Here is an 11,851-nt window from a genome sequence, read left to right on the forward strand (position 1 = left end):
CCCTTTGCTTTGGTCCAACGAATGATGGAGGAAACCATGAAAACCCCTAATTTAACCAGCGCCCATCAGCCTATTCAGCGCAGGAACGAGGTGTTCCAAACCGGATTGATGTCCCAGCTATTGGATGGAATTTACGACGGCGAGCTCACCATCGGCGAGTTGCTCACCCACGGCGATTTTGGCGTGGGTACCTTTGACGGGCTCGACGGCGAGATGATCGTTCTCGATGGGATTTGCTATCAGATGCGCCATGACGGCACCGTTACCCCAGCCGGACTAAATCAACGCACCCCGTTTGCCGTCGTCACCCATTTTCAACCGGTACTACAGCGGGAATTGCCTGAGAACCTTTTGCGCACTTCTGCCGCTGAAATCCTCGATCATTTCACCGGTTCCAAGAATTATATGTATGCATTGAAAATCTGGGGCGAGTTCGATTGGGTACGCACCCGCACGGTCATCAAGCAGAGTAAGCCCTACCCCAAAATGGTAGATGCCACCGATAACGAAGAGATTGTGCAGTTCGACGACGTCGAGGGCACCATTGTGGCGTTCCGAACGCCCATTTATGAGCAGGGCATTGGCGTTCCCGGCTGTCACGCACACTTCATTGATTCATCACTCACCCGCGGTGGGCACGTGGTCGACTTCAAGCTGAAAAGAGCCAACGTCGAAATCTGCCCAGGCACCGATTTGCGCTTGCAATTGCCGCTTACCGAGGCATTTTCTGAGGCAAATCTATCTCCCGATAACCTTTCTGAGCAGATTTCGAAAGCGGAGAAACACTAGAACCGAGGCTCCAGCCGCAGTAAATCGGTATCGAAGAAGAGTCGTTCAAACACCTGCCGCGAATGGCGGGTGAGTCGCAGGTAGTCCTCTTCAAGATCACGTGCGTGTCCGGGCGCATAACCGCACCAGCGGGCTATTGCTTCCAAATCTGTACGCTGGGAGGTCAGCACGTCAGAGGCGCGCCCGGTACGCAGCACATTGCATCCGCGGATTTTGGTGGCGAGTCTCCAGGCGTCTTTGAGGGTCTCGGCATCCTCTTCCCCTACTAGACCCAACTCTGCAGCAGCGTTGAGCGCGGAGATGGTGCCGGTGACCTGAAGCTGCGGAAAATCGTGAGCAAAACACAGCTGCAAAAGCTGAACGATCCACTCCACATCGCTCAGCCCGCCTCTGCCCAGTTTGAGTTGCCGGGTACGGTCGGCACCACGCGGCATCCGCTCATTCTCCACCCGCGCTTTCATCCGGCGAATTTCAATGATTTGTTTCTGCTCGAAACGAGAGGGATAGCGGTAGCGATTAATCAAATCGACAAAAGCCGCCGCCAGCTCATAGGAGCCCGCAATAGGACGGGCGCGCAGTAACGCCTGGAATTCCCAGGTATCTGCCCAACGCTCATAATATTCGCGGTAGGAATCAAGCGAACGCACCATAGGCCCTGATTTACCCTCGGGCCGCAAATCCGCGTCAATCTCTAGAACCTTTTCAGCGCGGATAGGTGGCTTGCATGGCTGCTTGAGCAGGTGAACAGTGCGCTGAATCAGCTCGTTTGCCTCGGCGAGAGCTTCGCGTTCGTCCGCCTCGGGGCGGGGTTGGTGAACGTACATCAAATCGGCGTCAGAACCGTAACCAATCTCGCGACCACCTTGGCGACCCATGGCGATAATGGCGACGTCGGTGAGAGGCTCAATTACGTCGTCTGAGTCCTCGCCCAGGTAACGCTCGCGCTGGGCAATCATCAGCGCACCTTCTATGGCCGCCTGGTCTATGTTGGACAAGCCAATCGCAATGTCTTCAATATCCAGCAGGTTTGCCGATTCGCCCATGGCAAGTCGGAGAATTTCCCGACGGCGAATCAGGCGCAGATTTCGGATGGCGCTGTCGGTTTGGGGATGGCGAGTGAGCTGATTACGTATTTGAGTGTTGAGATCATCAAAACTACGCGGTTTGAGCTCGGCGTCCCGGTCGAGCCAGGCAATGGATTCGGGAACGTCTTCAAGAATATCTGCAATAAAACGCGATGAGGCGAGAATCTGGCACAGGCGCTCTGCTGCTGCCGGTGAATCTCGTAGCATTCGAAGATACCAGGGGGTGGTACCTAGTGATTCTGAGATTCTGCGGAATCCCAGAAGACCAGCATCGGGATCTACGCCTTTGGCAAACCAGCCTAGAAGTACCGGCATGATGGTGCGCTGGATTTCTGCTGAGCGTTGGATGCCCTTGGTAAGCGCCTCAATATGGCGCATCGCTCCACGGGGGTCTTTATAGCCCAGGGCCGCAAGACGATCCTGTGCAGCTTCTTTAGTCAACGCAAGCTCGTCTTTGCTCAGGTTGGCAACCGCTGCCAGCAAGGGCCTAAAGAAGAGTTGCTGATGCAGCGATTTTACATGGCGTTTGAGCCGGTTCCATGCCTTCATCATTTCATCAACGTTGAGCTTGCCGATTTCGTCTGTGGGAACAATAGAACGAGCAAGAACCCTCTGATCTGCCGGTTTATCGGGCATCAGATGGGTTCGGCGCATGCGCAGAAGCTGGATGCGGTGTTCTAATAAGCGGAGATATTTATAGTCATCGGTGAATTGGGCGGCATCGGCTCGCCCAATGTAGCTGGCGTTAGTGAGTGCTCCCAGCGAGTCAACGGTAGCTTGAGTTCGCACCGTAGGGTCGGTTCGACCGTGCACCAGTTGCAGAAGCTGAACGGTAAATTCGACGTCCCGCAAACCGCCCGGGCCGAGCTTAATCTGCCGGTCAATTTCTGCTTTTGGAATGTTGTCAGTCACGCGAGCGCGCATTGCTTGAACCGATTCCACAAAACCATCACGCGCCGCTGATTCCCAGATGAGAGGGTGCATGGCGCTCATCCAACGTTTGCTCAGTTGAGCGTTGCCAGCAACCGGGCGGGCCTTGAGGAGCGCCTGGAACTCCCAGTTCTCTGCCCAGCGTTTGTAGTAGGTTTTGAAGGAATCTACGGTACGCACTAACGCGCCGTCTTTGCCTTCGGGGCGCAAGTTTGCGTCAACTTCCCACAGCATCGGTTCTGGGGCTGGGCCCATGATGGCGCGGGCGAGACCTTGCACGAGCTCGCTACCAATGGCGGATGCGGTAGATTCATCTATCTGCTGGGTATCGGCGGGCAGGTCGGAAAGCGGCACACGGTCCACCGCGTAGACAACGTCGACGTCGGAGATGTAGTTGAGTTCACGGGCGCCGCATTTGCCCATACCAATGACGGCAACTTCAACCTGTGCGACTTCGGCTGCATCAAATTTTTCGCCGGCTTCTTGACGGGATATCGCCAGCGCTGCGTCGAGTGTGGCGGCAGCGAGATCGGAGAGCTTTCGCCCCACGGTGGGCATGAATTCGTGGGGTGCTGGTGAGCACGTATCACGAATAGCTATTTCACAAAGGAACCTGCGGTATTGCGAGCGAAGGGTAACGTAGGCATCTTTTCCGCCCATAGTGGCAATCGGGTTGGCCGCTGCAGGGTCTGCCCCTACCGTTTGAAGCATCTGTGTGCGGTACTGGGTGTCAAGCGGCGCAAAGGGGGTGAGGTGCTCGTGGTCTATTTCGGGCAGCAGAGTGCGGGGAAATTCGTCGACCTGCGGTGCAGTCGGATCAATGTTGAAGACGTCGGTATGCTCCGGTCGTCGCATCAAAAAGTCTCCGAGAGCCTCTGATGACCCCAGTAACCGGAAGAAAGGCAGTTGCTGATCGCCCTGTTCCACATAGCGGGCAAGAGTCGGATCTTTGTCCAGCATGCGCACGATTGCAGGCAACGCGATGTCAGGAGAGGGCGCATACCGGAGCCCGGCAAAAAGCTTCTGGCGATCGATGCTCTCTAACTCAGGAGATTTGAGCCAGCGGGCGCTTTTGGCAGCGTCGAAGAAACCGATGCTAACCATTTCGGCGAGCATACGGCTTTCGTTGCGCTTGGCTATTTCTGCCAGACTCATGGCGTCAGTATTGGGCTCATTTCCTGCCACTGATCTTCCTTCCGGTGAGGTGTAACGAGGTTAAGACAGGGGTTAGAGGATGCCGAGATTATGTTTAAGCTCGTAAGGGGTGACTTCGGCTCGGTAGGCGTCCCAATCATTACGTTTGTTGCGCAGGAACTGTTCGAAAACCTGTTCGCCGAGGATTTCTGCCATGAAGTCAGAATCTTCTGTGCGCTGGATGGCATCGTGTAGGGAGCTAGGGAGCGAATGGTAGCCCATGGCGCGGCGCTCTGCTGAGCTGAGTGCTTGAAGGTCTTCGGTGACTTCTGGCGCCAGTTCGTATTCGTTTTCAATACCTTTGAGCCCTGCTCCGAGGATAACGGCGTAGGCAAGGTATGGATTCGCTGCCGAATCAACACCGCGATATTCGATGCGAGCTGATTGCATTTTATTTGGCTTGTACAGCGGTACACGAACCAGTGCTGAACGGTTATTATGCCCCCAGGACACGTAAGAGGGTGCTTCTCCCCCACCCCACAGTCGCTTATATGAGTTCACAAACTGATTGGTCACAGCGCTAAATTCTGGTGCGTGTTTGAGCACGCCGGCAATAAAGTGGCGGGCTGTGCGGGAGAGCTGGAACTCTGCCCCTGCTTCAAAGAAAGCATTGGTGTCCCCCTCAAAGAGGGAGAAATGAGTGTGCATACCCGAGCCGGGGTGGTCGGTGAAGGGCTTGGGCATGAATGTCGCATAGAGGTTCTGTGACAGTGCCACTTCTTTGATGATGGTGCGGAAGGTCATGATGTTATCTGCTGTTTGCAACGCATCGGCATGGCGCAGATCAATCTCGTTTTGACCGGGACCTGCCTCGTGGTGGGAGAATTCCACCGAAATACCGACTTCTTCCAGCATGGTTACCGCGCGTCGTCGAAAATCTTGGACGATACCGCCGGGAGTGTGATCAAAGTAGGATTCGCTATCGACCGGAGTGGGAAATCCGTCGGCACCGAGTTCGCGTGATTTGAGAAGGTAGAACTCAATCTCCGGTGAGGTGTAGCAGGTAAATCCCATACCCGATGCCTTTTCTAAGGTTCGTTTGAGAACTCCGCGAGTATCCGCGGCACTAGGCTCACCATCGGGTGTGAGAATGTCGCAGAACATGCGAGAGGTAGGGACTTCGTCCCCGCGCCAGGGAAGAATTTGGAAGGTGGATGGATCAGGCTGTAACAGCATATCGGATTCATAGATGCGAGAGAGCCCTTCGATGGCAGAGCCATCAAACCCCAGCCCCTCGGCAAAGGCACCTTCAACTTCTGCAGGAGCGAGCGCCACCGATTTTAGGGTGCCCACCACATCGGTAAACCACATGCGCACAAAGCGAACGTCTCGTTCTTCAATGGTGCGCAATACGAACTCTTGTTGGCGATCCACGGGGCTCCTTCAATACATGGTCGTTTTCTTCCCAGCGTGGGAAGAAAGTTGTTCTCTTTCACTTTATAAGGTTCTGAGCTCAAGGCGGGTAAAGTCGTGGGTATGACTTCTTCAGATGATTCATTGCGTGCCGGTTCTGAGGAAACCGCACCGTATTCCGAAAGCTCCCCTGACCCAGTTACTCCGGCGGAGCACCCAGAAAAACAGTCTGCCAGTGTCTTTGATGGTGTCCGCAAAATTCGTACCGTACATCTTGCTGCGGCAAAGAAACAGGGCGAAAAGTTTGCGATGCTGACCAGCTATGACTATCTCACCGCTCAAATCTTTGATAGTGCGGGAATCGAGATTCTTCTGGTGGGCGATTCTGCCGGATCCAACGTGTTAGGGCACGAATCAACTCTCAGCATCACCGTGGATCAGATGATTCCACTCGTTGGAGCAGTAGCTGCCGGGGCACAGCGAGCACTGGTTGTAGCTGATCTGCCCTTTGGTTCCTACCAGCAGTCCCCTGAGCAGGCTGTGGCAACAGCTGTTCGAATGATGAAAGAAGGAGGCGCTCACGCCGTCAAAATGGAGGTCAATGATTATTTCGTTGACCACGTCCGCGCGGTTGCTCAAGCTGGTATCCCTGTCATGGCGCATATCGGATTCACACCCCAGTCTGAACACGCTCTGGGCGGTTATCGAGTGCAGGGGCGCGGCGAAACAGGGGCAAAGGTTGTAGAAACGGCCCGACTCATGGAAGAAGCAGGCGCTTTCTGCATTCTGATGGAAATGCTCCGATCAGACGTCGCTGCCGAGGTTGAACGCATCGTGGAAATCCCCACCATCGGAATTGGCGCCGGTGGCGCAACCACCGGTCAGGTTTTGGTCTGGCAAGACATGTTTGGCCTACGCCAGGGCAAGATGGCCCGCTTCGTCAAACAGTACGCCAACCTCTTTGACACAATTCAGGACGGCGCTCGCGCCTACCGTGCCGACGTCCGCTCCGGAGCCTACCCTGCTGCCGAGCATCGCTTTGATGACTAAAGGAGCACTAAAGGTGAATGTTGAGATCCGTTTAGAGGCTTCCGCTGACTATGAAGAAGTTGAAAATCTTAACCGGGATGCTTTCTGGAACGTTTTTCAGCCTGGCTGCAACGAACACTATCTGGTGCACGTCATGCGTGCCCATGAAGATTTCGTGCCCGAGCTGGCTCTGGTTGCCGAAGTTGACGGCAAGCTGGTGGGAAACATCATGTATACGATGTCCACTCTGAAAAATGATGCGGGTGAGGAAAAGAAAATCGTGACCTTCGGCCCCTTAGCGGTGCACCCTGGCTATCAGCGGAGAGGCATCGGCAAGATGCTCATGCAAGAGAGTTTTGAACGAGCTAAAGCGCTGGGCTACGAAGCTGTTGTTATTATGGGCAACCCAGAAAATTACGTCGGTAGCGGATTCCGCGCCTGCCTCGATTTTAAGGTCTGCATAGCCGACGGATCTTTTCCGATGGCGCTTCTGGTTCTAGAACTCACAGAAGGCTCACTCGGCGGACAACGGTGGGTCTATAGCGAAAGCCCGCTCTTTCAGATAGATGCGGAAGCTGCCGAACAGTTTGAGAAGACCTTCCCAGCACGTGAGAGAGGCTATGCCCCTTCCCAGGAACTCTTCGCTATCTATAGCTGGGCATTTCTGCACCCCGCTGAATCCTAATGTCGGCGCAAAATGGCGGTCACTACTTCACCAGTAGTGACCGTCCTGAAGTTTAAAAACCTTCTCGCTCAACAGCGAAACGATTAAATTCTAGAGCCAGGAATCCTTCTGGGCATCAAGTTCTTCGTTGCGTGCTTTTGCCTTTTCCATCGCGTGCGAAGCTTCTTCAGCCGTATCAAAAGGTCCCCACAGCTCAGTTATCTTAGACTGCTGTCCTTTCTCTACCTGACCGGTGGAAAGGTTGTACCAGAACTTTTCGTCGCGGGCACCGCTCAAATCTTCAATAGCCATGTTTACTCCTTGAGTTTAATGAAATGCATTCAGTGAGTCTGCTTACTTTTCTATCATAGCGTGTTCAATCCAACCGCTTGGGTGAGCTCTGTCCAGCTCCTCTTCGCCTCTCGGTTGGCAAAAGATTCTGAGCTTGAAACATCACCTCAACACCCTTACCCTGCCACAAGGTTTAAGATAGAGGGTATGGCTACAACTCCTGCTTCACATAACTTACCCGCCGAACCCGGCAAGGCGCCCCTGGGCTACCTACGCCCCGGCGTCATTGCCCCTATGCGCTCCGTTCCCGCCCACATCGAACGCCCCGAATACGTGGGCAAAGCAGAGGCGAACGAGGGGAATGACTCCAACATGTACGCTCCCGAGGAAATTGAGATGGTGCGTGCCGCCGGTGAGATAGCTGCCAATGCCATTGTTGAAGCATCGAAAATTGCCCAGCCCGGAACAACTACCGATCAGATTGATGTGCTTATTCACGAGTACATCTGCGACCACGACGCCTACCCTTCGACCGTCGACTACCGCGGATACACCAAAGCAGTCTGCACTTCTCTCAACGAAGTTATCTGCCACGGTATCCCCGACTCCACCGTTCTAGAAGACGGCGATATTCTCAATCTAGATGTCACCGCCTATAAGAACGGCGTCCACGGAGACACCAATGTAACCCTGCTAGTGGGCGATGTAGACGAAGAATCACGCCTGCTCGTTGAGCGCACCGAAGAATCCCTACGCCGCGCTATCAAGGCGGTCAAACCCGGGCGAGAAATCAACGTGATTGGCCGCGTTATCGAAAAATATGCCGCACGATTTGGCTACGGTGTGGTGCGCGATTTCACCGGTCACGGCGTAGGCCGTGAGTTCCACTCGGGACTCATTGTGCCTCACTACGACGCAGCTCCGGCATACAACACCGTGATGGAACCGGGCATGATATTCACTATTGAACCTATGCTCACCCTCGGTGAGATTGCCTGGGATATGTGGGAGGACGATTGGACGGTCGTCACCCGCGACCGCAAGCGCACTGCCCAATTCGAGCACACCCTCGTGGTCACCCAAGACGGCGCAGATATTCTTACCCTTCCCACCATTTCCTAACCCGAAAGATAGAACTCATGACTGAAACTGTTACCGAAACCGTAGAAATTCAGGTAGAGGTCACCAAACCTACTCCCGCTGATCTTGCCATCGGCATTGATATCGGGGGAACCGGCATGAAGGGCGGTATTGTCGATATCCGCACCGGTAACCTGGTGTCGGACCGCTTCCGCATTCCCACTCCTTCACCGGCGACACCCGAGGCTTGCGCCGAGGTTGTAGTGCAGATTGTGGAAGAACTACAGTCCCGTGACCTCGCGCCTGCACCCGATTCTCCCATAGGTATCGACTTTCCCGCCGTCGTCAAAAATGGTCGTACTCTCTCCGCTGCCAACGTAGACGAAACTTGGATTGGTGCTGATTTGGAAGGCATCATGTCCAAGGCGCTAGGTGGGCGCCGCGTGTATGGCCTCAATGACGCCGATGCCGCCGGACTCGCCGAAGCTCACTACGGGCAGGGCAAAGACAAAGACGGTCTGATCGCCGTGATTACTCTGGGCACCGGCATCGGCTCTGCCCTCATTATCAACGGTCAGCTCGTTCCCAACACAGAGCTGGGCCACCTGGAAATCGATGGGGAGGACGCCGAATCGCGTGCTTCAGCACGTGCCCGCGAACGCGAGGATCTCTCCTGGAAGAAGTACGGTAAGCGCCTGCGCCGCTACTTTACCCATGTTGAGATGCTGTTCTCCCCCGATTTGTTCGTGATCGGTGGCGGCGTTTCGAAGAATCCCGATAAGTTCCTTCCCTACTTTGAAGATGAAGTAGAGACCCCCATCGTCATGGCAACCCTGCGCAACAATGCCGGTATCGTCGGTGCAGCGCTGTGGGCTGCTGGCTGGACCCAGACCGTGGAGGATGTCGACTAAGAGTCAGCTGATAGTTAGGATACAAAGGTGCGGATGTTCACGGAACATCCGCACCTTTTGCTTTGCATGGCTGAAATTTTGTGATGTTCATTTGCAAAGTCCCCCCCCAAAAAAATTACCACTACTGCCTCTCATGGAACGGGTTGTTCGCTCTCATCATCATTAGCCTGCCGTATCGCTAACGGAGATTCCTTGCCCGACGCCGTCCAGTGGTCGACAGCGTGGGTAAGAGAAGCACTCGAGTTTGGTGAAAATCTACAAGTGGGTCATGGTAATGGCCCCCTCGATCATTTCCACCGCCTCCGCCGCCAGGCCCAGTTCTCACTGCAGGTTCCCCATAGCACCATCTCTTCACCATCTAGAAGACAAGCTGTTGTGCCCGCAGCAGGACCATTTACCCAGCAATTGTGGGAATTAGCAGGCGATGCGTTGGACCGATTTTCGCAGGAGAGCATTGTTCCCGCTTTGATGCAAGGTACTCTCAACGCAGAACAGTTCCATTTCTATGTGGAGCAAGACGACTACTATTTGCAGGTCTACAGCTCTGTATTGTCGCGGCTCTCTTCCCTCGCCCCTCATGAGGAGGAGCGAAAGATGTGGGCGAAGGCGGTCACCCAGACTATTACGGTGGAGCAGGAAATGCATCGAAAGTTCCCTCTGCCAAACATTGTGGAGCCTTCTCCCCTTACCCTTGCTTACACTGACTTTTTAAGGGCTGAAGTGGCTTCCGACTATGTTGTAGGAGTTGCTGCGATACTCCCTTGTTTCTGGTTGTATGCCCAGCTTTCGGAGTACCTTCCAGAAGAAATCGCGGATGACCACCCCTACAAACTGTGGATAGAGACTTACCGGGACGAAGAATTTTTGCGTGCCACTGCTCAAACACTCGAAGTGATGGAGCACCAGCTCACACACGCCTCAAATGCACAAAGGGAGCAAGCCCGTAACGCTTTCGTACGTGCCTGCTCCCTCGAAGCAGATTTCTTTACCCAAGCTCTACTGATTGATCCCCGTTAGAGTCTCGCCCCTTCCCCCCGGGCAAGACAGGGACTTTAAACCAGTTAGAGCAGAGTCGGCTGGTCTATTTCGCCGGAAGACGATGTCTTGGATTTCTTCACCGTCTTATTAACCGGAGAATTCCGTTCCTCTGCGCTCCCTTCTTCTTTTACAGGAGCAGGAGTGTCAACCCGGTCTTTACGCAGGTCAGCGATTGCTTTTTCAAAGTCTTCCAGATTATCGAAGGCCTGGTAGACACTGGCGAAACGCAAAAAAGCTACGGTATCAAGCTTGGAGAGCGGTTCTAGAATGGTGAGCCCGACTTCATGGGCATCAATTTCTGCAAGCCCGCGAGCACGGATTCTCTCTTCCACCTCCTGTGCCAGCTTTGCCAAATCATCTTGGGAGACTGGCCGCCCCTGGCATGCTTTGCGCACGCCAGAGATAATTTTCTGGCGGTTAAACGGCTCAGTTACACCTGAACGTTTGATGACCGAAACAGAGGTGGTTTCCACCGTAGAGAATCTGCGCCCACATTCAGTGCACTGGCGGCGCCGGCGAATTGCTGCGCCGTCGTCGGATGTACGCGAGTCAACCACTCGGGAATCGGGGTGCCGACAATAAGGGCAAATCATGCGTTATTTCCTCGGGTACGGGCGGTAATGGCTTCACCGTGGGCTGGTAAATCTTCGTCAGTAGACAACGTAACAATGTGATCCCCAATTGTAGCGAGTGCGTCCTGGGAGTACTCAATGAGCTGAACAACCTTCATAAAAGTGCTGGTGTTCAGCCCCGATGCGAAAACCGCAGTTCCTCCGGTGGGAAGTACGTGGTTTGATCCAGCGGCGTAATCACCCAGCGGAACCGGCGAGTAGGGGCCGATAAAGATTGCCCCGGCGTTGCGAATCTGCGCAGCTACTGCGCTTGCAGATTCGGTATGTACTTCGAGGTGTTCGGGAGCGTAGGCGTTAGCGACGTCCACGCTATGTTGCAGTGAATCGGTGAGAATAATTCCCGATTGGGGGCCTTCTAGGGCTTCTTTAACGCGGTCACGGTGCTTTGTGGCGCTGGCACGCCTAGCAATAGCCTCTTGCACTTTCTCCGCCAATTCTGGCGAATCGGTGATGAACACTGATCCTGCGTGGGGATCGTGTTCTGCCTGGGATATAAGATCTGCCGCAACGAAATCAGGATTCGCTGAGGAGTCTGCAATGACGGCTATTTCAGTCGTTCCGGCTTCACCGTCTACACCGACGACGCCCTGCAACGCTCGCTTGGCAAGGGCAACAAAGATGTTACCGGGGCCGGTGATGGTATCGACTGGTTCAAGAATATCCGCATCATCGGTGAGCCCGTACGCCATGGACGCTAGGGCTTGGGCGCCTCCAATAGCCCAGACTTCATCGATTCCTAAGATTGAGGCAGCAGCTAAAATAGTGGGGTGCGGCAACCCGCCGAATTCTTTTTGCGGCGGTGTGCACAGCACGATGGACTCTACTCCTGCCGCCTGAGCCGGAACGGTATTCATA

The 11,851-nt window shown here is 54.5% G+C and carries 11 protein-coding genes; 6 read left to right on the forward strand and 5 right to left on the reverse strand.

Translation table 11 applies throughout. The features are described 5' to 3' along the window. The first annotated feature begins 36 nt into the window (after positions 1 to 36). Positions 37 to 789, forward strand: coding sequence for an acetolactate decarboxylase (gene budA / locus A7E48_RS10495; RefSeq protein WP_068173222.1), 753 nt, complete (start codon positions 37 to 39; stop codon positions 787 to 789). Here the strand turns inward: budA and A7E48_RS10500 are convergent. Further along, positions 786 to 3,959 carry a bifunctional [glutamine synthetase] adenylyltransferase/[glutamine synthetase]-adenylyl-L-tyrosine phosphorylase gene (locus tag A7E48_RS10500; protein ID WP_068173225.1) on the reverse strand — a complete coding sequence of 1,058 codons (3,174 nt, stop codon included), beginning with the start codon at positions 3,957 to 3,959 and terminating at the stop codon, positions 786 to 788. The two genes, budA and A7E48_RS10500, sit on opposite strands and share 4 nt — an antisense overlap. Positions 3,960 to 4,031: 72 nt before the next feature. Further along, positions 4,032 to 5,372 carry a type I glutamate--ammonia ligase gene (gene glnA / locus A7E48_RS10505; protein ID WP_068173198.1) on the reverse strand — a complete coding sequence of 447 codons (1,341 nt, stop codon included), beginning with the start codon at positions 5,370 to 5,372 and terminating at the stop codon, positions 4,032 to 4,034. Between the two features lie 102 nt (positions 5,373 to 5,474). Between glnA and panB the strand changes: the two genes are divergently transcribed. Both panB and A7E48_RS10515 read left to right on the forward strand, forming a co-directional pair. Further along, positions 5,475 to 6,401: a 3-methyl-2-oxobutanoate hydroxymethyltransferase gene (gene panB / locus A7E48_RS10510; RefSeq protein WP_068173227.1), complete on the forward strand. Its 927-nt coding sequence runs from the start codon at positions 5,475 to 5,477 to the stop codon at positions 6,399 to 6,401. A 13-nt stretch (positions 6,402 to 6,414) separates the two neighbouring features. Next, complete coding sequence (locus A7E48_RS10515) at positions 6,415 to 7,065, forward strand: GNAT family N-acetyltransferase (RefSeq protein WP_198924147.1); 651 nt, start codon at positions 6,415 to 6,417, stop codon at positions 7,063 to 7,065. A 90-nt stretch (positions 7,066 to 7,155) separates the two neighbouring features. On the opposite strand, the gene A7E48_RS10520 is transcribed toward A7E48_RS10515, so the two are convergent. Beyond that, a complete protein-coding gene (locus A7E48_RS10520) occupies positions 7,156 to 7,356 on the reverse strand; it encodes a hypothetical protein (RefSeq protein WP_068173204.1) in 201 nt (66 codons plus the stop codon). 186 nt (positions 7,357 to 7,542) lie between these two features. On the opposite strand from A7E48_RS10520, the gene map reads away from it, so the two are divergent. From map to A7E48_RS10535, 3 genes are all read left to right on the forward strand, one after another. After that, the gene (map, locus tag A7E48_RS10525) at positions 7,543 to 8,457 is read left to right on the forward strand and encodes a type I methionyl aminopeptidase (protein WP_068173208.1); all 915 of its coding nucleotides are present in this window, start codon (positions 7,543 to 7,545) and stop codon (positions 8,455 to 8,457) included. A gap of 17 nt (positions 8,458 to 8,474) precedes the next feature. Then, positions 8,475 to 9,326 carry a polyphosphate--glucose phosphotransferase gene (ppgK, locus tag A7E48_RS10530; protein WP_083147383.1) on the forward strand — a complete coding sequence of 284 codons (852 nt, stop codon included), beginning with the start codon at positions 8,475 to 8,477 and terminating at the stop codon, positions 9,324 to 9,326. A gap of 114 nt (positions 9,327 to 9,440) precedes the next feature. Further along, entirely contained in the window at positions 9,441 to 10,343 is a 903-nt protein-coding gene (locus A7E48_RS10535; RefSeq protein WP_233126076.1) for a bifunctional hydroxymethylpyrimidine kinase/phosphomethylpyrimidine kinase, read from the forward strand. Between the two features lie 44 nt (positions 10,344 to 10,387). On the opposite strand, the gene nrdR is transcribed toward A7E48_RS10535, so the two are convergent. Then, positions 10,388 to 10,957 carry a transcriptional regulator NrdR gene (nrdR, locus tag A7E48_RS10540; RefSeq protein ID WP_068173213.1) on the reverse strand — a complete coding sequence of 190 codons (570 nt, stop codon included), beginning with the start codon at positions 10,955 to 10,957 and terminating at the stop codon, positions 10,388 to 10,390. After that, a partial coding sequence (gene hisD, locus A7E48_RS10545; RefSeq protein WP_068173216.1) for a histidinol dehydrogenase occupies positions 10,954 to 11,851 on the reverse strand: 898 nt, incomplete at its 5' end. The genes hisD and nrdR, both read right to left, overlap by 4 nt.

Origin of the sequence: Rothia sp. ND6WE1A, from assembly GCF_001683935.1 — a bacterium.
Taxonomy (GTDB): domain Bacteria; phylum Actinomycetota; class Actinomycetes; order Actinomycetales; family Micrococcaceae; genus Rothia; species Rothia amarae.